This window comes from Methanoculleus sp. 10 (assembly GCF_913757945.1).
Classification (GTDB): Archaea; Halobacteriota; Methanomicrobia; order Methanomicrobiales; family Methanoculleaceae; genus Methanoculleus.
In genome coordinates this window covers 58,494-77,258 of sequence record NZ_CAJYDP010000013.1, presented here as the reverse complement: position 1 = coordinate 77,258, position 18,765 = coordinate 58,494, and the positions used below count along the sequence as shown (strand labels likewise).

25 protein-coding genes and 1 pseudogene are annotated in these 18,765 nt (G+C 59.7%); 18 read left to right on the top strand and 8 right to left on the bottom strand.

The annotated features are described in order from the left end of the window. The 3 genes from QZ408_RS14375 to QZ408_RS14365 form a co-directional block, all read left to right on the top strand. Positions 1–193, top strand: a 193-nt coding sequence (locus QZ408_RS14375; RefSeq protein WP_292492637.1) for a hypothetical protein, incomplete at its 5' end; no start/stop codon positions are given. Positions 194–263: 70 nt separating this feature from the next. Beyond that, complete coding sequence (locus QZ408_RS14370) at positions 264–1,955, top strand: hypothetical protein (protein WP_292492634.1); 1,692 nt, start codon at positions 264–266, stop codon at positions 1,953–1,955. Between the two features lie 570 nt (positions 1,956–2,525). Then, complete coding sequence (locus QZ408_RS14365) at positions 2,526–3,461, top strand: nucleotidyltransferase domain-containing protein (RefSeq protein ID WP_292492633.1); 936 nt, start codon at positions 2,526–2,528, stop codon at positions 3,459–3,461. A gap of 53 nt (positions 3,462–3,514) precedes the next feature. Here the strand turns inward: QZ408_RS14365 and QZ408_RS14360 are convergent, their stop codons facing one another. After that, positions 3,515–3,739: a type II toxin-antitoxin system HicB family antitoxin gene (locus tag QZ408_RS14360; RefSeq protein WP_292492631.1), complete on the bottom strand. Its 225-nt coding sequence runs from the start codon at positions 3,737–3,739 to the stop codon at positions 3,515–3,517. Between the two features lie 60 nt (positions 3,740–3,799). Here QZ408_RS14360 and QZ408_RS14355 point away from each other — a divergent pair, with 60 nt between their 5' ends. The 9 genes from QZ408_RS14355 (at position 3,800) to QZ408_RS14315 (ending at position 9,824) form a co-directional block, all read left to right on the top strand. Then, positions 3,800–4,258, top strand: coding sequence for an ATP-binding protein (locus tag QZ408_RS14355; RefSeq protein ID WP_292492627.1), 459 nt, complete (start codon positions 3,800–3,802; stop codon positions 4,256–4,258). Positions 4,259–4,728: 470 nt separating this feature from the next. Further along, entirely contained in the window at positions 4,729–4,983 is a 255-nt protein-coding gene (locus QZ408_RS14350; protein ID WP_292492625.1) for a hypothetical protein, read from the top strand. Positions 4,984–5,324: 341 nt separating this feature from the next. Beyond that, positions 5,325–5,522, top strand: coding sequence for a hypothetical protein (locus QZ408_RS14345; protein WP_292492622.1), 198 nt, complete (start codon positions 5,325–5,327; stop codon positions 5,520–5,522). After that, positions 5,507–5,842 carry a type II toxin-antitoxin system PemK/MazF family toxin gene (locus QZ408_RS14340; RefSeq protein WP_292492620.1) on the top strand — a complete coding sequence of 112 codons (336 nt, stop codon included), beginning with the start codon at positions 5,507–5,509 and terminating at the stop codon, positions 5,840–5,842. The genes QZ408_RS14345 and QZ408_RS14340 overlap by 16 nt, the downstream gene beginning before the upstream one ends. Before the next feature lie 108 nt (positions 5,843–5,950). Continuing rightward, the gene (locus QZ408_RS14335) at positions 5,951–6,226 is read left to right on the top strand and encodes a hypothetical protein (RefSeq protein ID WP_292492617.1); all 276 of its coding nucleotides are present in this window, start codon (positions 5,951–5,953) and stop codon (positions 6,224–6,226) included. 369 nt (positions 6,227–6,595) lie between these two features. Next, on the top strand, positions 6,596–8,476 hold the full coding sequence (locus QZ408_RS14330) for an RNA-binding domain-containing protein (protein WP_292492615.1): 1,881 nt from the start codon (positions 6,596–6,598) through the stop codon (positions 8,474–8,476). A gap of 266 nt (positions 8,477–8,742) precedes the next feature. Next, positions 8,743–8,874, top strand: coding sequence for a hypothetical protein (locus QZ408_RS14325; RefSeq protein ID WP_292492613.1), 132 nt, complete (start codon positions 8,743–8,745; stop codon positions 8,872–8,874). An 82-nt stretch (positions 8,875–8,956) separates the two neighbouring features. Continuing rightward, complete coding sequence (locus tag QZ408_RS14320) at positions 8,957–9,127, top strand: hypothetical protein (RefSeq protein WP_292492610.1); 171 nt, start codon at positions 8,957–8,959, stop codon at positions 9,125–9,127. Positions 9,128–9,605: 478 nt separating this feature from the next. Then, entirely contained in the window at positions 9,606–9,824 is a 219-nt protein-coding gene (locus QZ408_RS14315) for a hypothetical protein (RefSeq protein WP_292492607.1), read from the top strand. Between the two features lie 165 nt (positions 9,825–9,989). On the opposite strand, the gene QZ408_RS14310 is transcribed toward QZ408_RS14315, so the two are convergent. Beyond that, positions 9,990–11,021, bottom strand: a complete 1,032-nt coding sequence (locus tag QZ408_RS14310) for an IS630 family transposase (protein ID WP_292492605.1) — start codon at positions 11,019–11,021, stop codon at positions 9,990–9,992. Positions 11,022–11,453: 432 nt separating this feature from the next. Next, complete coding sequence (locus tag QZ408_RS14305) at positions 11,454–11,834, bottom strand: type IV pilin N-terminal domain-containing protein (protein ID WP_292492602.1); 381 nt, start codon at positions 11,832–11,834, stop codon at positions 11,454–11,456. Between the two features lie 261 nt (positions 11,835–12,095). On the opposite strand from QZ408_RS14305, the gene QZ408_RS14300 reads away from it, so the two are divergent. From QZ408_RS14300 to QZ408_RS14285, 4 genes are all read left to right on the top strand, one after another. Then, positions 12,096–12,515 carry a hypothetical protein gene (locus QZ408_RS14300; protein WP_292492599.1) on the top strand — a complete coding sequence of 140 codons (420 nt, stop codon included), beginning with the start codon at positions 12,096–12,098 and terminating at the stop codon, positions 12,513–12,515. Between the two features lie 145 nt (positions 12,516–12,660). Next, positions 12,661–12,942: a hypothetical protein gene (locus QZ408_RS14295; RefSeq protein WP_292492597.1), complete on the top strand. Its 282-nt coding sequence runs from the start codon at positions 12,661–12,663 to the stop codon at positions 12,940–12,942. 6 nt (positions 12,943–12,948) lie between these two features. Further along, entirely contained in the window at positions 12,949–13,188 is a 240-nt protein-coding gene (locus tag QZ408_RS14290) for a hypothetical protein (protein WP_292395727.1), read from the top strand. Further along, positions 13,185–13,448: a type II toxin-antitoxin system RelE/ParE family toxin gene (locus tag QZ408_RS14285; RefSeq protein ID WP_292492594.1), complete on the top strand. Its 264-nt coding sequence runs from the start codon at positions 13,185–13,187 to the stop codon at positions 13,446–13,448. The genes QZ408_RS14290 and QZ408_RS14285 overlap by 4 nt, the downstream gene beginning before the upstream one ends. Before the next feature lie 93 nt (positions 13,449–13,541). Here the strand turns inward: QZ408_RS14285 and QZ408_RS14280 are convergent, their stop codons facing one another. The 5 genes from QZ408_RS14280 to mgtA all read right to left on the bottom strand — a co-directional run bounded on the left by QZ408_RS14280 (position 13,542) and on the right by mgtA (position 17,484). Continuing rightward, the gene (locus tag QZ408_RS14280) at positions 13,542–13,721 is read right to left on the bottom strand and encodes a hypothetical protein (RefSeq protein ID WP_292492591.1); all 180 of its coding nucleotides are present in this window, start codon (positions 13,719–13,721) and stop codon (positions 13,542–13,544) included. A gap of 193 nt (positions 13,722–13,914) precedes the next feature. Beyond that, positions 13,915–14,163: a hypothetical protein gene (locus tag QZ408_RS14275; RefSeq protein ID WP_292492588.1), complete on the bottom strand. Its 249-nt coding sequence runs from the start codon at positions 14,161–14,163 to the stop codon at positions 13,915–13,917. After that, the gene (locus QZ408_RS14270; protein ID WP_292492585.1) at positions 14,157–14,423 is read right to left on the bottom strand and encodes an AbrB/MazE/SpoVT family DNA-binding domain-containing protein; all 267 of its coding nucleotides are present in this window, start codon (positions 14,421–14,423) and stop codon (positions 14,157–14,159) included. Before QZ408_RS14270 ends, QZ408_RS14275 begins: the two co-directional genes overlap by 7 nt. A gap of 151 nt (positions 14,424–14,574) precedes the next feature. After that, entirely contained in the window at positions 14,575–14,937 is a 363-nt protein-coding gene (locus QZ408_RS14965) for an ATP-binding protein (protein WP_365996248.1), read from the bottom strand. 24 nt (positions 14,938–14,961) lie between these two features. Continuing rightward, positions 14,962–17,484 (bottom strand): magnesium-translocating P-type ATPase, encoded by a 2,523-nt coding sequence (gene mgtA / locus QZ408_RS14265; RefSeq protein WP_292492582.1) that lies wholly within the window; start codon positions 17,482–17,484, stop codon positions 14,962–14,964. A gap of 163 nt (positions 17,485–17,647) precedes the next feature. Between mgtA and QZ408_RS14260 the strand changes: the two are divergent. Further along, positions 17,648–18,007 (top strand): annotated as a pseudogene (locus tag QZ408_RS14260) (flavodoxin family protein); the annotation flags it as partial. Positions 18,008–18,123: 116 nt separating this feature from the next. Beyond that, complete coding sequence (locus QZ408_RS14255; protein WP_292492644.1) at positions 18,124–18,540, top strand: hypothetical protein; 417 nt, start codon at positions 18,124–18,126, stop codon at positions 18,538–18,540. Positions 18,541–18,765 lie beyond the last annotated feature (225 nt).

Sequence of the window (18,765 nt, the reverse complement as noted above, 5' to 3'; positions counted from 1 at the left end):
TTACTACACAAAAGATGGCACTAGCCGCAGCATTGCTTCAGGTACTGCATCTTTGTCAAAAGCAGGAGCCTTCACTGTTGGTTCTGTGTGGACATCTGGGAAGGTGCTGACACCCGGTGAATCCAAGCACGTCATAGTCGTAGGAGTCTTCAACGATGGTACCACACAGATACTAACTGACACCTACCTCTAACCTCCTTTTTATGGATATATCAAAGCCAGTTCTGTTAGTTTTCTTCTTGTGCTCGGTCCTTGCCATAACTGTGGGATACTCTTCTATCCACCTCACCGACGAATGGATCTCCGCCGACCAGTTGAACCACCTCGTCACCGGCGACGACCTCCTCTTCGGCTACACCCCCTACGGCGCCTCCGACTACGCCGCCTCCCACCACGACACCCTCTGCTACACCCTCGCCCTCCCGGTCGCCTCGCTTCCCGCCTATTACCTCTTCTCGCTCTTCGGCGATGACTTCCGCTTCGCCGTGGTCGTCCTCTGGTCCGCCCTCCTCCTTGCCCTGCTCCTCATGATCGAGTTCTGGTATCCTCGATACGCACGCTTCCGGGGGGTCCCCTGGACGTGGGCCGGAATCATATCATGGGGCATTCTCTTCGTCCTCAACGCGGCGCTCTACCGGCCGTTCTGGTTCGTGCGGGGGGTGCATCCCTATGACGTGGGGGTCTACCCCGAGGTCGCGGCGATTGTCTTCACAAACAGCATCGCCTTCGCCTTCCTCGCCGTCGTCGCCTTCCTCATCTTCCGTGAGGTCCTCGGGTCCGACCGCTGGGGGTTCTTCGGGCTCGCCGCGACGGTCTGTTGCTCCTCGTACCTCTTCTGGTCCGGGAACGCAAAGGACCACGCCCTCGTCGCCCTCCTCTTCGCCGTCGCGCTCTACTGCTTCACCCTCTACCTCTCGCGGGAGAACCCGCTCTACCTCTTTGCGTCGTTCGTCGCCGTCGGGTGGACGGCGTTTGCCCGTCCTGAACTCGGCCCGGCGCTCGCCGCCGGGTTCTTCCTCTTCGGGATCGCCGTCGCGGCGGGGAAGGGCCGTCGGGAGACCGGGAAGGCCATCCTCGCCGCCGCCGGGGTCCCGCTCGGCGCCCTCCCGCTCCTCGTGAACAACTGGGGGCTCTCCGGCCACCCCTTCGTCCTCCCCTGGGTTGCGGGCTACGCCGCGGCCGGGGGGAAAGCGCTCCCCTCCGGGTCGGAGAGCCTCTTGAGCACCGTGGCCGGGCACTACACCCCGCCGCCCGGCGACCTCCTCACCGGCCTCTACGGTGCGTTCTTCGCGCCCGCCCGGGCCGGAGCCGCCGCGTTCTTCCAGGTCTCGCCGCTCTCGTTCTTCGCCCTCCTCCTCGCCGGGGCGGCCGGCTACGCCCTCCTCCGCCGGAGACCGACCGGGATCAGCGCCCGGGACGCCCGGCTCCTCGCCTTCTTCGCCCTCGCCGCCGCCCTCGTGGTGCTCGCCTACGCCCGCTCCCTCCCGGGGATGTCGGCAAGCCCCGGCATCGTCCCCGATATGCGTTACCTCTCCCCGGCCTATCTCCCCCTGCTCGTCATCGGGGTCTACGCCCTCAAGCACGCCGGTCTCGACGCTGACGGGGTCGGGGAGGCGCTCCGGACGCTCTTCTGGCTCGCGGTCATCGACCTCCCGCTCATCTACATCATCCTCCAGGTCGTCGCCGGCAACAACCCCGCCGGACAGGTCACATTCCTCATGTACCTCACCTCCATCTTCCTCGCCGGGGCAGCGGCGCTCTATGCCGCCGTCCTCGCCCGCCGCGCCTCCCCCCGCCTCCTCGCCTACGCAGTGCCGGTGCTGATGCTCTTCTCGCTCGCCTGGCTCGCGGTCGTCGACTTCCGGTTCGCCACCAGTTGCTGGGAGGGCTACCACTTCTGGATACCGGTGGTGGAGTACATCTGGTACATCCAGTACACGATCTTCCCGCTCTGATGAGCGGGCGGGTCTCCGCGCCGGACCCCCCTTGCACACGGGCCCGGCCCGCCGGCGGTAAAGTCAGATTGATAACGTTCCAGAGCGAGGGAACAGGATGCAACGCAGAGACAGAACAGGCGGCAGCCCACGGGATGAAACATGCGCCAGCATCGATTCACACGGGGCTGCCGGCAACCCTTCTCCCCCCAGGGTGATAAGAGCGGTTGCCGGGGAGCGATGCGCCGGCGTCATCCCGCTCTACCTGATACTGCGGGTCGCGGCCGGGCGGGACCGGAGCGGGAGCATGGCATGTTGCAGCATTACAGCAGGTTTACAGCAGGATTTCAGCACTGAGTGCAACAATTAATCGGCCCAAAACGATGTTGAATTGGTCGATGTTTGTACAGATAGAGAGAGGCGTCTCCCTCTCAGTACTGAAGTACAGCATAACATACACACAGTCACCGGTACCGGTTCCGGGGTATGTGTGCATGTGTGCGTGTGTGTGAAACCCAGAATGCCGGAACCGATCCCCGGATACCAGCATTACGGGGCGGAAAATTCAATCAAACGTCATATAATCGCCCTTTGGATGACATCGCCGGCTGTAAGGCGCTGAAAAGTGATGTGAGACGAGGGGCCATGATGCAAAGACCTCTATCGGGAACCCCCGACCACCAGGAGTTTCTCCGGGTTAAGAATCGGAATGACGGGAACCCGGGAGAAAACACTCCGGAATCACCCCCCGGCCAACATGCCCGATCGCCACGAGTTCGAGCGGGTGAAGGCCGAGCCCGGCTGGTCCGGGAGGGAAACGCGAGGGGGGAATGCGACGAACTCATGGCGTTGCAGTCCTCAACGGACCAGAGTATCCCCTCAACACCGGATATCGGATACCCCGGGGATAGAGGATGCCCGGGAGGCCGGCATAGCGTTGCTCCAGAACCTTTTTCACCCATTGGTTCAAATATGAACCATGTGGAACAAAATGTGTCCATTCAGATCGTTGCTCTCCTGCTCAGGGGCGACTCTCATCCCCGCAAACTTGCACAGGACCTGGGCCTCTCGCATACCACCGTGCTCCGGAAACTTAGGGGCCTATTAGATGGAAATATCGTCGACTTCAGGATGGAGGGGAAGAATAAGACCTATTTCCTGAAGAAAACCCTTGAAGCGCAGGTGCACGTCTATGTGGCGGAATGGTACGCGCTCGGAAACCTGATACAGGAGGCCCCGCATCTGCGATCCGTCATCAGGACGGTTCAGGAGCGAGAGGATGTCCCGCTCGCCGTACTCTTCGGCAGCTATGCGAAGGGGACCGCAGATAAAAAGAGCGATATCGATCTCTATATCGAGACGGAGGATAGGGAGATGAAACGGGAGCTGGAGCGGTGCCATTCAAAGCTCAGCGTGAAGATCGGGCTCTGGGATCCGGAGAACCTCTTGATCCAGGAGATCGTAAAGAACCATGTCATCGTGAAAGGAGTCGAGCGATTTTATGAGAAAACAGGGTTTTTTGGATAAAACCGTACCGGGCAAGGTACTTTACCATCTCTTCCCCGGAAACGACCGGCAGCTTATATGACATCAGCTACGTCAACTTTTGCTATCTCGCGGCGGATGGTTGATATCTTCCGGTGCAGTTCATCCCGCTGCACGTCGAGAACAAGCTCTATTGCTTCCTTGATATTGGCAAGTGCTTCTTCCCGTGTCTCACCCTGGCTGATCGCTCCCGGGATCTCGATACATTGGACGGTGAATCCACCCTCCTCCTGCGGTTCGAGCACTACCGTATACTTCATGTTCACACTATTGGTCGCGCGGATTATACAAGTTTTTGGGGTGGTGGTTCGGGCTGTCTGGTGAGAGTACCTCTGATCGATCCCGAACGGTTCATCGACCATCCTCCCCGGTCGCGAAATGAAACTCTTGCTTCGATGATGCGCAGGATGAACATCTGCGAAGAGCGAGGAAACGGGGTTGATCGGGCCATCGGGTGTATCGAAATGTACCAGTTGTCCGCATCGGATTTCCAGGAAGACGAGGATCCCATGCGAGTCACGCTCTTTGCGCATCAGAGTTATAGCGAGACGGGACGGGAGGACAGAGTGAGGGCCTGTTACCAGCATGCATGTCTCAGATATGTCTGCAGGGAGTTCATGACGAATGCCACGCTGAGAGGGCGGCTGGGCATCGACGATCAGAACTACCCTATTGCATCCCGCATTATCAGTGATACAATGGCGGCAGGTCTGATTCGACTGCAGGACCCGGAAACCCGATCAAACAGATCCGGGAGATATGTCCCGTACTGGGCATGAGGTATGTAATCCACATGTGCGGATTGTTCTGGCTTTGATCTTAAAAAGTCCATTTTGTGAGAATTTCGTTGAATACGCCAATTTTAGTTGACTTTTGATATGTAATGGGTATGTAATCCATACACGCCGCCGGTATGTACATCACGGTTCACAGGGCAGGATCTCCCCTCTCCGTAAAACCCCTGATTGGCCACTGTATCGCCATATCCCCTCAAATATCGTCTTTCAAGGTATGTAATGGGCATGTAATCGGCCGTGCGGCGCCCCAGGATGGTCATCATATCGATGCCAACAGGGGCCTCCCTTCCTCTACAACCCGCCCCCACGACCTCCTGCGCCCGGGTTGCGGGCTACGCCGCAGACGGGGGGAAAGCACTCTCCTCCGGGTCGGAGAGCCTCTGGAGCACCGTGGCCGGGTACTACACCCCGCCGCCCTCGTGGTGCTCGCCTACGCCCGTTCCCTCCCGGGGATGTCGGCAATCCCCGGCATCGTCCCCGACATGCGCTACCTCTCCCCGGCCTATCTCCCGATGCTCGTCATCGGGGCCTATGCCCTCAAACGCGCCGGTCTCGACGGCGACGGGGTGGGGGAGGCCTTGAGGACACTCTTCCGGCTCGCGGTCGTCGACTTCCGGTTCGCCACGAGCTGCTGGGAGGGCTACCACTTCTGGATACCCGTGGTGGAGTATATCTGGTACATCCAGTACACGGTCTTCCCGCTCTGAAGGCAGAAGGAGTCCCTATTCGGCCAACCGGCGACAGAAGGCACAGGATGCCGATAAAACGCACGGAAAACGCCGTCTGCCATAACTACCTGAAGAGACAGGGTTCCATTTCAAACCCGAAGTATCCGGATCTCGTCCAGCGAGGACGACACCATCCGGACCGCAGTGCAAGCGCCTTCGGCGGACGCCGTCCCCGCCCTGGCGTGGAGAGGGGATGGCAGTCCCGCTCAATTTTCTCTCAGTGCCGGGGCGAATCTATGGCCCGGTAAACAACCCCTCTTCAGACAGAGATATGTAGATAAAAGCACCAGAGGATCATATATCGCAGAGGTGAGGTTGCCATGACCCGAGTAAAAGAGGAGATCATCAGTGAATTGAACGACCTCCCGCCCCGGACATACGGTGAGGTGCTTGATTTCATCCGGTACCTCAAGTCCCGGCGCCGGAAGGCTGCCCCGGACACCGCCCTCGCGAGCGAGCCCGCGCTCCAGAAAGACTGGCTCCGGCCCGAGGAGGAAGAGGCATGGAGCGATTTGTAAAGGGCGATGTTGTCGTTGTACCGTTTCCCTTCTCGGACCTGTCGACGGTGAAGCGGCGCCCGGCTCTTGTTGTCGCGGCACCTGGTGGGGACGATGTCATCCTCTGCCAGATCACGAGCCAGCAGATCCGGGATCGCTACGCCGTCGGCATCACCGACATGGAGTTTACAGAGGGAACACTCCGCAAACCGAGCAACATCCGGCCAAACCGGCTCTTTTCGGCCAGTGTCGACCTGATTCTTTATCGCGCCGGCCATCTCAACGACCAGACCATCACGTCGGTTATCGATGGGATCATCGGGATCCTGCAGGCGGAATAACTTCCTGCCCCAACGTTCTGCCAGGGTCCCGTAGTTTTTGCCTTCGCACCCCCTTCACGTTCAGCCCGCGTTCGTCCCCTGAAACACGCCGGTCTCGACGCCGACGGGGTGGGAGAGGCGCTCCGGACGCTCTTCTGGCTCGCGGTCATCGACCTCCCGCTCATCTACATCATCCTCCAGGTCGTCGCCGGCAGAGACCCTGCCGGACAGGTCACGCTCATCACAACCCTCACCTCCGTCCTCCTCGCCGGGGCCGCGGCGCTCTATGTCGCAGTGTTTGCGCTCCTAGTTGCGCACCCCTTTGCAGCACGGCCGCAAAGAGTGCTGCAAACAGTGTCCGGCCGCTCTCCGGGGTGCTTGACCCGGGGACGTTTGCCCGGGTGAAGGCCGAGCCCGGCCGGTGCGATACGCGGGAAGCAGTCTACCGCTCGCAGGAGGCACTGGCGAAGGTCTGCGAGGGGTGTTACGCCCGGCCGATGCGGGAAGGGAATAGGGGGAGGGGGTGCGATGAATCCGTAAGTTTTTTGCCTCTTGTAGATTACAGCTTCATTCAGGTGGCTTCCGAGGCAGGATTCATGCATTGTCCTCTTCGCCACTCCAGCGGAACGTATATGCAATCAACCTGTAGGTTATCTAGCATCGCAAGCATCGCCCTGGCCGGTAGATTATATCACATCCGTTCTGGTGTGGCATTGTTGCGGTCCTCGTCGGGCAATGATATATAGCAGGGATTCAGTGGGGGATGTGTACAGAATGGGCGAGGACTTTTTCGATCTGGAGGCTTTGCAGGAGGGCTTTGACGTTGAGTTGAAGACCGCGCTGGGGAAGAACAAGATGGGCGAGGTCCCCAACTCGTTCTGGGAAACGTACTCTGCAATGGCAAATACAGAGGGTGGATTTATCATCCTCGGTGCGGAAGAGGCCGATAACGGAGTCATCTTCCACGATCTACCCGATCACCAGAAGGTCGTGCAAGACATCTGGAATTCTCTCAACAACTCGAATAAAGTGAGTATCAACCTTCTCCAGAATCGTGACATTAAGCTCACATCGATCGACGGAAAGAACGGGATCCTCGTCCGGGTTCCCCAGGCTTCACGAAAGCAGCGGCCGGTGTACATCGGGCAGAACCCTCTGACAGGAACCTACCGGCGCAATAACGAGGGTGATTACCGGTGCCCGCCCGATCTGGTGAAGCAGATGCTCGGCGAGCAGGCGAACGACACCCGTGACGCTGTTATCCTGGAGCATTACGGGTTTGACGATCTTGATGCGGAATCGTTCCGGATTTACCGCCGGCAGTTTTCCAACCGCAAACCCGATCATCCCTTCAACGAGTGCGACGATCGCGAATTTCTCCGGCAGATTGGCGGGTGGGCACGGGACCGGCAGACCGGGAAGGAGGGGCTCACGCTCGCGGGGCTCTTGATGTTCGGGAGGTTCCGGTCGATCCTTGATGGTATCCCTACCTACATCGTGGACTACCAGGAGCGGGAAACGCCGGATAACCGTTGGATCGACCGGGTTACCATTGACGGGTCGTGGTCCGGGAATCTCTATGACTTCTACCGCATTATCATGAAGCGGCTCACCACCGACCTGAAGGTGCCTTTCCAGCTAAAGGGGGATGAAAGGGTTGAGGAGACCCCGGTTCACGAGGCGCTACGTGAGGCGCTCGTAAACACCCTTATTCATGCGGATTATTCAGGAAACTGCTCAATTCTCGTGGTCAAACGCCCTGATCTCTTCGGGTTTCGGAACCCGGGTCTGATGAGGCTGCCGAAGGCTGAAGCGATCAAAGGCGGCGTAAGTGATTGTCGGAACCGAAACCTCCAGAAGATGTTTCAGTTAATAGGCCTTGGCGAGCAGGCAGGGTCCGGATTTCCGAAGATCTACCGGAACTGGAAGCTCCAGCACTGGCGTGAACCGGTGCTCGAGGAGCGGTACGCGAGCAATCAGACGATCTTCATTCTCAAAATGATCAGTCTTGTGCCAAAGAAGGCAATCGAAGAGCTTAAGACCGAGCTCGGGGCTTCTTTCAACGTTCTCGGCGAGATCGAGCAGCTTGCTCTGGTGACCGCCCACTGTGAAGGATGCGTGAACCACGGCAGACTCAAAGAGGTGACAAAAGAGCACCCGCATGACATTACCGTGGCTCTTCGTGGTCTGGTTGAAAAGGAGCTTCTGATGAGTGAGGGGTCGGGTAGAAGCACATTCTACTACCGTCCCGGCCATCACCCGATGGAAGGCGAAATGTTCGGAGCTAGCGAGATCTGTTCAAAGTCGAGCTCCGAACATTTGCCAGGGAGCTCCGAACATTTGATGGAAAGCTTCGAACATTTGAGCGCAGGCTCCGAACATCTGGATACGCTGCGCGAGATTGCGAGGCCGGTTGGATCTGTGCGGAAAGCGTCGAAGAAGGTAGTTGAGACAACAATTCTTCGCCTCTGCGAAGGAAGATACCTGACCCTTGATGATTTAGCCAATCTGTTAAACCGGAGCAAGGACTCACTCCGGAACCACTACATCAATCCCATGCTGGAGGATGGCAGGATCGAGGCGAAGTACAAGAACATCCCCACCCATCCTCTCCAGGGGTACCGGACGCTGGCCGGGATAGAGAGCAAAGAGTGATGGTTGCCTGACGCCGGCACCACGATCATCTATGGCACGCTGGACGACAACCCTGGCGCGAGAAGGAACCGCAATCATCGCCTGGAGCGGGGGCGACAACCCTCACGCTCCCGACCGGATCGATTACGAGGTCCGCAGCAACCCCGATCCGGTGTACCGGGCGTTGCTGGACCAGACCCTCTTCGACCTGGAGGCCGGCCAGGATCAGCGCCCGGGATGCCCGGCTCCTTGTCTTCTTCGCCCTCACCTATGTCGTCCCGGTGCTGATGCTCTTCTCGCTCGCCTGGCTTGCGGTCATCGATCTCCGGTTCACCACGAGCTGCTGGGAGGGCTACCACTTCTGGATACCGGTGATGGAGTATATCCGGTACATCCAGTACACGGTCTTCCCGCTCTGATGGGGAGAGCGGCCTGACGAAGAACGAGGCGGCGGCGCTCGGGCTGTCGTACCAGCAGACCTACCGGATCCTCCACGGCTATGTGAGCCGGGGGACGACCCACTCGGGGCTGCTGGAGAAGTGTCCGGCGGTCAGTTATGTTGACGCGCTGTTCACCGAGGACACATGCGGGTATACTGTACGGCGGCAGGAGCACCTCTTCTGGCTCGACCTTGAGGTCTATCGGCAGTGGGCACGCGGGGCAGAGGTATGACTCGATGACGGCGGGAACAGGTGCCTCTGTTACGACTGCCCTTCGAAGGCGAAGCGACCCGGGAAGGTGCAGCCTCTCCATGAGATCCGGGACCGCCATCACGTTTATTTCCGGGACGCCCTCCTTGCCGCAAACAGTGATCAAGTCCGGCATCGACACCGCCATCACGGAGGATGCACCTCTCCGGCGCATTCCCGGGATACGGTCGCGAACCCGTACCGGCAATGGGACGCAGAAAACCGCACCGGAGGTCGGCGGCCCGGCCCGCACCTGCGACAGTGCCGCGCCCCCCCGTAACGGCCCCGCTCCCGGGTCACTTCTTCGCCTGCCCGTGTCTGCTCTGGTGGTATCCCCAAATCCCCAGGTTGCTCCGCGCAAGACCACGTCGCCATCCCTGCAACCGTTCCTTCCCGCGAAATGAGAAGGGCGCTCACCATCTCCAGAATACTTTATTTTGAACAGATGGTTACTACTACTCATGACTCCGGGTGTCACCATCGATGACCTCTACCTTGAAATCAAAAAGATACAGGAGACTATGGTCCGGCGGGAAGATCTTGACGCCCTTCTTGATACCGTTGAGATTCTCAGCAATCCCGAAACTATGGCGCAGATACGGATGAGCGAAGAAGACATCGCAGCCGGACGATATCGGGAGATCTCTTCAATAGACGACCTGCTCGGCGAGTTGTCCTGATGGAATGGACGATCCGGAGGACCGATACATTTGTCGAGAGCCTCTCAAAGGTCAAAGGCAACAAAGAAGTAATAATCGAACTCGGAAAAAAACTTCAACCCTGAAACAGGACCCCCTCAATACGGGCGGTTGGCTTTCAGTGCATTACACGGGAAGAAAGTATAGTCACTCCCGTAACAATTTAGAAGCATACTTTGGACTCAAGAATTTCACCACCCATTTCTCCCAATAACTCCTCTTCGCCACTAATTTCTTAAACGCCTCTGTGATCGTGGCCATCAGGTGCTCACGGCCGGCGATGAATGTCGCTGCCACCTCTCGTTTGATCGTTCGCCATACCTGCTCAATGGGGTTGAGATCGGGAGAGTATGGGGGCAGATATGCGAAGCGGATACCGTTTTCAGCAGCGTATTCCCTGACGAGCATCGCGTGGTGCGAACTGAAATTGTCCAGCACGATAACCAGGCGTTTGTTTGGATTTGCCCGCCTGAATTCCTTGAGCACCTCCCGGATATCCTCTTGTTTGGAGCGTTCCCGGAAGGTGACAATGGAGTTACCATTGACGGCAAAAATGCCAAAGGTGTTGGCCCGGATCTTCTCGGTGTTCTTCACCAATGGGGTGCGCCTAAACGACCACATACGCTGAGTATTGGCCGTGGTTTGGGGAGAGCACTCATCAAAGAATGCGAGCACGGTGTGTTTGCTCATCCGGGGAAGGTTTTTTTTTAACTGTCGCTCTGCATCCGCAGGCCGGCGATAATCGCGTGGATAGGGTTTTCCAAAGTGCATACCAAACGATCGCAGGATTCGCCGAACCTGATTGAGACTGTATTTCACGTCAAAGTCTGACTGGATCAGGTGCTGAACTTCGGTGGTCGTCCAGTGCTCGTTTTCCCGAAGTTTCTCCAGCAATGCGGTTTTTTGGTCGGTGGTGAGGCGGGAAGGACGACCGCCGGCATACTTCGGAACCAACCCAGCTAACCCTTCTGCGTTCCAACGTTCCTGCCAGTTGTAGCCCGTTTGGGGAGAAACCCCAACAGCTTCCGCAGCTTTGACAACACTCACTTCGTTATAGCGTAACCGAATAAACAGGAGGCGTGGGACTACTTCGGGCAGACCTTTGGGGTGCTTGATCCGTTTCTTCAAGACGGACATGGGAACGGGTTTAACGATCGCGATTTGTTCACGCCCGGTCATAGACATATAGGGGGCTCAAGGTTCTAAAGGGTATTGGCATAGACTATAACCCGGATTGCAAAGCGTTATCGACTGATATTCCTTCCCGACGAAAGAGAAAGAACGGTGTACCTGATAGCAATCGATCATCGTCAGCACGTCTACAGGTTGCGGTGAAAGCCTGCCGCATCACGGACACGCTCCATACGGTCGTCAGGCGTCCTGCCCCGGGTAAGATGTCCGGTGATGAAAACACTCTCACTGCACGAGTTTTTGCTATGGGAACAGGTTATCGCTCAACCTGATTCGCTCAATTCAGTCCCACTCTGGGGCACCACCGTGCTCCCCCTTCTGTCCCCTTCGCGCCAACGCGAGAGCCCCCGTCTCCGTCCCCACAACCGTTGCCTCGCACACGAAAAAAAGGCCCTGCCCGCAGATAGACCGCTCGACGCATTAGAGCGTCTTATCCAGCACTATCCACGACTCACCGTCAACAAACTTCCCGACGACGACAACCCGGATCGGCCCCGGGGCCTCACAGGTCTCGGTCGCCCCGGCCTGAATACCCAGCGGGAAATTATCGTTCCCCTGGTCCACCCCGCCGATCCAGCAGTGAACCTCCGCCACCTTATCCATATTCATCCCGCCGTGGTTCGTGAACGTGATCACGTCCCCCGACCGCGTCGCCGTCACCACAAGGGTCTTTGGCTCCTCGGGGAGCCCTATCCCAAAGACCATCACCCCCGCAATCCCCGCAAAGGCGACCACGACCGCCACCATGAGGACCGTGCCCACCACCTCCGAGACCCCGCCGTCCCGCTCTCCGCACACCATAGAGGGGATGATCCCCGGTTTGCATATAAAAACCTTTCCAGAACCCGCCGGCCGGCCGGAGCGCTTCCGGCGGGGTCAGGGCCGCACCCGACGGCCGGAAACCCCCGCCGCCGGGCCGCAGCCCGCCCCGGGGAGGGAGAAGATCCTCTACTTCTACGTTTTGGTCTCCGATGGATGTTTTCTGCCCCGTTGCACGACAAAACCAGAAAAAATATCGTTGCCGCAGCGAAACCCTCTCCCGTCTCTCATCAGGTGGTGGAATTGCCAAACTTCTGTCCGGAATGCGGAAACCAGCTCATCAGCCCGAACGCCGAGATCTGCCCGGGGTGCGGGGTCCGGCTCAAAACAAACTCCGAGAAGAGCCCCGGCCTTGCAGCGCTCTGCTCCTTCGTATTTTCCGGCCTGGGACAGGTGTACAACGGGAACCCCGGCCGGGGCATCCTGATCTTTCTCGGGACCTACCTGGGCCTCTTTGCTCTCATCATCCCCGGCCTCGCCGTGTTCATCTACGGGATTTACGACGCGTATGCGACGGCCAAACGGATGAACGCAGGAGAGATCCCTTACAAGGAAACAAACGCCCTCCACATGGTCCTCTTCGTGGTCCTCTGGTTCTTCGGCGTCGGTGTGTTCTTTGTCATAGCCGCAATCGCGGCGGCATTTATCTTCACGGTCTACTGACCGCCACCCCTCTCTCGCCAGAGAACCGCATACGGCGCCCGGGGGTATGCCGGAGCGGTGCGGACTGCAGGAAGCTCAGCGCCGTCCCTGGATCCCCCGCACCACAGCATTAGATTCTTATCCCGGCGATGGTATATCCCCCGGCATGCCCGACGAGACGACCACGATCGAGATCCTCAAATCCGACCGGGACCGGCTGGACGAACTCCGCCGCTACCCGGATGAACCCTACCTGATTATTGTACGCCGGCTCCTGGAACAGATCGAGGACCCCGAACCCCTGAGTCCCGAGACACTCGCCAGCATCCAGGCATCGCTCGATGAGATCCGGCAGGGCGAGTTTTTGACGCACGGGGAACTGAAGCGGGACCTGGAGGAGCGTGACCCCACCCATAACCACGCTTTTATACCTTATAACGACCCATAACACATTATGCCTGAGGAGACAACCACGATCGAGATCACCAGATCCGACCGGGACCGGCTGAACCGCCTGCGCCGCTACCCCAGAGAGCCGTACCGGACCATAGTTCGCCGGCTGCTGGACCAGAGCGAGGACCCCGAACCCCTGAGCCCTGAGACGATCGCCGACATCCAGGCGTCGCTCGATGAGATCAGGCGGGGCGAGTTTGTGACGCACGAGGAGTTGAAGCGGGAGCTGGGGATCGAGTGAGATACTCGCTCATCTACTCGAAAAGAGTCCAGCGCAAATTAAAGCACCTCCCAAAGGAGGCTGCCGCCAGGATAATCAGAGCGCTTGAACTGCTGACTGAAGAAGAATCTCCTCACCTGCAGGTGAAGCGCCTGACGAACTCACCGCTATTCTCCCTGCGCGTAGGGGTGTACCGGGTGATCCTGGCGTTTGAGCACCGGCAACTCGTTATTATGGCGGTCGATCTCGATCATCGAAAGAATGCCTATGATAACCTGTGAGATACCCCTGATGCTCATGCCCTCGAACCCGTGCCGGGACCCAGACAATCGAGGCACCTCCATCGGAATAAGCAAGCGCCCGGGAGAAAATACTCAGGGCTCATCCCCCGGCCGGCCTTCGTAGCGGTCGGCGTGGTCCATCATCCAGTGGGCCATCGCAACCCACCTCTGCGGCGGCATCCGGAGGCCGATGACGACCCGCCGCTGGACGCCTGTCAGGGTCCGTCGTGAGCTCCGGAACGTCGTAGAAGAAGACCAGGTCCCCTCTCTCAAGCGCCACAGATAACAGCTCTTTCAGGGCGGGATAACCCTTCCCCTTTATCCCCCGGGGCGGGCGGCCCCGGAGAGATCACCGGATCGCCGCGTAGCGGGCGTGAGCCCCCGCCCCCTCCTTCCGGGCCAATTCGGGCCTCTCAAGGGTTTTGAGCCGCCTGACAACCGCCGGCCTGGAGAACCCGCCTACCCGTTACTGCCTATCTTTATGATACAGGTCCAGAAAAATCAAAAGATCCCTCTGCTCATCATAACAGTAAGATAACCGGAATGGAGGGATATATACCTCCCTCGTCTGTTTTCTACCATATCTCATCGGTTTTCCAATCGTTGGATCGTTGACAATCCTGATGATCTGCTGTTTCACCCGGTTCTTCACCCTGCCGTCACGGATCTTCCTGATCGTTTTCTCAAAGGATGCGCCGTAGGCAACGGTCACCATGATTCAAGATCACTGATAAAATCAGCACGGTCCTTTCTGGTGAATCTCCCCTTTTTAAACTCCTGAAGTGCCCGTTCCGTCCTCTCCGCAAAGAGGATATCCTCTTTCAGCTCCGGTTCCAGTTCATCAAGCGGTTTTATGATAAAGCGGCCCCCCTCCCTGATGATGAGCAGTTGTGTACCCTCGGCGAGCCCCCTCCTCATGGATGCCGGAATGACAATCTGCCCCTTTGAGCTCATTCTGGTGATACCAATATCCATAAGAATCTCCGTAAGACATGTCTTACCTGATCCCATATGAGCCTTTGCACGGTGCCGGGCACACGCCCCTCGGGATCTCCGACCGGACGCCTGATCCCCGGATTGAAAGGGCGGGCATGTTCTCCCGCCCCGGGAACCGCACCCACAGATATCACCGGACCGCCGCGTAGCGGACGTGAGCGCCCCCCCTCCTTCCGGGCCAGCCCGGGCCCCTCAAGGGTTTTGGGCCGCCTGACAACCGCCGGCCTGGAGAGCCCGACCGCCCTGGCGGGACGAACGGTGAAAGGGCGCTCGTAACCATCTTATGTGCCGCTTTCACGTCGGTCCCAACGGTGTTACCGCTGCCGTCGACCCCGATGATGAGACGACCCCCTTCCGCGTCGGTAAACGCAGTAATCTCGCGGCGGAGTCTCCTCGAGGGCGCTCTCTTGAATTCGACCCGCTCTGATGAGGCCGGGGAGCCTCCTGATCGGGGCAACCCTGCTGCACCTCCGCCGCCGGCAGATCGAGCCACCTCCTCGCAGGCAGAGAAGACCCTTCACAACCGCCCGGCAAAGAACCGGGCCTTCACCACCTCCACCACCGCCAGGTAACCCGCCACCAGCCCGGCGAGGACCAGGTAGTAGTGCGGCGGCAGCGGGACAAAGCCGAAGGCGGCCCCCAGGGGGATGTAGGGCACAACGAGGGCGGCGGCCACGACCGCCGCAGTGCTGAAGGCCAGCTGCCAGCTCGGCCTGCTCCGGTAGAACGGGGTTATCCGCGTCCTGATGATGAAGATGATCAGGGTCTGGGTGACGATCGACTCGATGAACCACGCCGTTTGGAAGAGAGGAGCCGTCGCGTGGAAGACCAGCAGGAGGATGCCGAACGTGAGAAAGTCGAAGAGCGAACTGATGGGACCGAAGACGACGATGAAGTTCCTGATGAAATGGATATCCCAGCGCCTCGGGCGGGATATGTATTCGTCGTCGACCCGGTCGGTCGGGATCGTCGACTCGGAGAGGTCGTAGAGGAGGTTGTTGAGGAGGATCTGGATCGGGAGCATCGGCAGGAAAGGAAGGAACAGCGACGCTCCCGCAACGCTGAACATATTGCCGAAGTTCGAACTCGTCCCCATCATGAGGTACTTCATCGTGTTCCCAAACGTCCTGCGCCCCTCCATGACGCCGTCGCTGAGGACCTGGAGGTCTTTTTCGAGGAGGACGATATCGGCAGACTCTTTTGCAATATCCACCGCGGTATCGACCGATATACCGACGTCGGCGGTCCGCAGGGCCGGAGCATCGTTGATCCCGTCCCCCAGGAAACCGACGATATGGTTGTTCCTCATCAGCGCCCTGATGATCTGGTCTTTCTGGATGGGCGTCACCCGGGCAAAGAGCGTGGTCTCATCGACCACCCGTGCAAGGGCCTCATCGGTCATGTGGGTGATCTCGGCACCGGTCAGGGACCGGCGCACCGGGAAGTCCAGGTCCCGGCAGATCTTCCTGGTGACCTGCTCGTTATCCCCGGTGACGATCTTCAGGTCGATCCCACGCCCGACAAGTTGCTGCAGCGACTCCCGCGCCTTCTCCTTCGGCGGGTCGATGAAGGCCACAAAACCGAGCAGGACCATATCCTTCTCGTCATCCGGCGTATAGACCGCCTTCCCATCTCCGGCCGGCCGGCAGGCGACCGCAAGAACCCGGAACCCGTCGGCGCTCAGCGCCTCGTAGCGGCGTACCACCGCCTCCCGCACCGCGTCGGTGAACGGCCGGATCCCCGCCTGATCCCTGACTGAGGAAGAGGCGGCAAAGACCTGTTCCGGCGCACCCTTTGTGACCAGGAACCGCTCGCCGCCCTTCTCGACGATGACCGAGACCCGTTTCCTGACAAAGTCGAAGGGGATCTCATCGATCTTCCGGTAGCCCTCGACCGGGATATCGCGGTAGGCGAGGATCGCCTCGTCGAGCGGGCTCTTCAATCCCGTCTGGTTGAGGCTGTTGAGGTAGGAGAAGAGCAGCACTCTCTCGTCGTCGCGCCCCTCCGGATCGATGTGGAGCACGAGGGAGATGGCGTTCTCCGTCAACGTCCCGGTCTTGTCGGTGCAGAGGATGTCCATGCTCCCGAAGTTCTGGATCGCCTCGGGGTGCTTCACGAGAACGCCCTTCTCCGACATGGCAATCGCGCCTTTTGCGAGGTTGAGGGAGAGGATCATGGGGAGGAGTTCGGGCGTCAGCCCGACGGCGAGGGCCACGGCAAAGAGGAGGGAGTCAAGGACGCTGTGCTTGAAGACGGCGTTGACCAGGAATACGACGAGCACCAGGAGGAACGTGATACGCATGATCAGGTAGCCGAAATGCCGGAGCCCCCGCTCGAACTCGGTCTCGGGAGGACGTGCGGCAAGCGCCCGGGCGATATGCCCGTATTCGGTATTCTCCCCGGTCATGGCGACCACGGCGGTCGCGTGGCCGCTCACCACCGACGTCCCGAGGAAGAGGTAGTTGTTCCACGCGGTCCGGTCAGTATCTGCCGCAGGAAGGGGGTCTGCAGTCTTCTCGACCGGGAACGGTTCGCCGGTCAGGGCCGATTGGTTGACGAAGAAGTCGCGGGCGGCAAGGACGCGGGCGTCTGCGGGCACGATATCCCCGGCAGTAAGGTCGATGACGTCCCCGGGGACCAGCTCGACCATCCGGATCTCCCGGCGTTCTCCGTCCCGGAACACCGTCGCCGTCCTGCTGATCTTCTGCTTCAGGAGGTCGACCGCCGCTTCGGCCCGGTACTCCTGGAAGAAGTCCAGGGTAACGCTGAGGGCGACGATGACGAGGATGATTACCGCCTGAACGATCTCGCCGACGAAGGCGGATATGACCGCGGCGATGACGAGGATGATCACGAGCGGATTCTTCAGGTGGCCGAGGAAGGCGACCAGGCCGCGATACCGGCGCGCCTCTGCGATCTCGTTCATCCCATACCTTTTCTGCCTCAGGACCGCCTCGGCGGTCGAAAGGCCGGAGGCTGACGACCCGAGGTGAGCAAGGCAGTCGTCGGCGGTCATCGCAAGCAGGTCCTCGGTCCTCATCTACCGCCTGCAACGGGCGGCGGCTATGCGATAATAGTTTCGGGGGCCTGTCTTTGCACACCCCAAACTCGTATCCGGGTGGACAAGACCGGAACCCGCACGCCGCCTCACCCCGGGTTCTGATCCCCGCGGAGCCGGCAACCCCTGCCGTATCCCGCACAGCATGACGCAGAACCCCCGATACGGCGCCCCTGAAAGGCGGATCGGGCATCGGCCCGCACCGGGCGAGGCGAAGGGGAACCATAAAGAACAGGAGAGACGACGGGGGACCATGAAAGTCCTGGTCGTCATGGGAAGCCCCCGGAAGGGCAACACCTTTCGGGCGGCGCAGAGGATCGAGGAGGTGATGCGCTCTCTCGGCGACGTCGAATTCGAGTACCTCATGCTCGGGGACATCGCCCTTGCACCCTGCCGGGGATGCATGGCATGTCTTGAGTGGGGCGAGGAGCGCTGCCCCATCCGGGACGACGCCCCCGCCGTCGGGCGGAAGCTGCACGATGCCGACGGGGTGATCTTTGCGTCCCCGGTCTATGGCCTCGCCGTCACCGGCCAGATGAAGACGTTCATCGACCGGTTCTCCTACGTCTTCGCCCCCGGTTCTTCGACAAAAAAGCCCTCCTCCTCGTCACCACCGGTGTGGTGGGCGAGAAGGATGTCCTCGACTACCTCGACACCGTCGCGGACATATGGGGGTTCGACGTCGTCGCCCGTGCCGGCCTCGTCACGCAGCCCGGCCCCACGCCCGGGCTGGCACGGGAGAACGAACGGAAACTCGACCGTGCGGCCCGGTCATTCTTCAGGGCCCTGGCGGAAGGGAGAGCACGGCGGCCGGGGCTCCGGAGCGTCGTCGTCTTCCACGCCCAGCGGGCGTCGTTTGACGAGCTCGCCGACGTTGCCCCGGCCGACCACGCCTACTGGAAGGAGCTGGGCTGGCTCAACCCCGGCGTGCGCTACTACACGGGCGCCGCGGTCAACCCGCTCTACGATATTGTGGGAAGAGTTGTGGAGTGGAACACCCGCCGCCGGATCCGCCGTGACCTCGCCGCGATGCGCTGACAGGCCGCCCTTCGGCAGGTCCCGGCGAAAACCCCGCGATCGCGTCGGTCGTTCGGAGGAGGGCCGCGGCCGGTGGCCCCCCCGATCCGGGGAGGGGGCGGCCCGAAGACGGCCCGTCAAGGACCCCCCGTGCCCCGGGGGGAACACCAAAAATTACCGTTTTTATTATAAAATTATGAGAATAAATCACCGTAAAGGATATATATTTATACCGCTATTCACCCA

Coding starts and splice junctions, on each gene's coding strand:
- QZ408_RS14360 (WP_292492631.1), bottom strand. CDS start 3,739: ATGAAGTATACGGTAGTGCTCGAACCGCAGGAGGAGGGTGGATTCACC.
- QZ408_RS14350 (WP_292492625.1), top strand. CDS start 4,729: ATGTCGGCAATCCCCGGCATCGTCCCCGACATGCGCTACCTCTCCCCG.
- QZ408_RS14345 (WP_292492622.1), top strand. CDS start 5,325: ATGACCCGAGTAAAAGAGGAGATCATCAGTGAATTGAACGACCTCCCG.
- QZ408_RS14340 (WP_292492620.1), top strand. CDS start 5,507: ATGGAGCGATTTGTAAAGGGCGATGTTGTCGTTGTACCGTTTCCCTTC.
- QZ408_RS14330 (WP_292492615.1), top strand. CDS start 6,596: ATGGGCGAGGACTTTTTCGATCTGGAGGCTTTGCAGGAGGGCTTTGAC.
- QZ408_RS14325 (WP_292492613.1), top strand. CDS start 8,743: ATGCTCTTCTCGCTCGCCTGGCTTGCGGTCATCGATCTCCGGTTCACC.
- QZ408_RS14315 (WP_292492607.1), top strand. CDS start 9,606: ATGACTCCGGGTGTCACCATCGATGACCTCTACCTTGAAATCAAAAAG.
- QZ408_RS14310 (WP_292492605.1), bottom strand. CDS start 11,021: ATGACCGGGCGTGAACAAATCGCGATCGTTAAACCCGTTCCCATGTCC.
- QZ408_RS14305 (WP_292492602.1), bottom strand. CDS start 11,834: ATGGTGTGCGGAGAGCGGGACGGCGGGGTCTCGGAGGTGGTGGGCACG.
- QZ408_RS14295 (WP_292492597.1), top strand. CDS start 12,661: ATGCCCGACGAGACGACCACGATCGAGATCCTCAAATCCGACCGGGAC.
- QZ408_RS14290 (WP_292395727.1), top strand. CDS start 12,949: ATGCCTGAGGAGACAACCACGATCGAGATCACCAGATCCGACCGGGAC.
- QZ408_RS14275 (WP_292492588.1), bottom strand. CDS start 14,163: ATGGTGACCGTTGCCTACGGCGCATCCTTTGAGAAAACGATCAGGAAG.
- QZ408_RS14270 (WP_292492585.1), bottom strand. CDS start 14,423: ATGGATATTGGTATCACCAGAATGAGCTCAAAGGGGCAGATTGTCATT.
- mgtA (WP_292492582.1), bottom strand. CDS start 17,484: ATGAGGACCGAGGACCTGCTTGCGATGACCGCCGACGACTGCCTTGCT.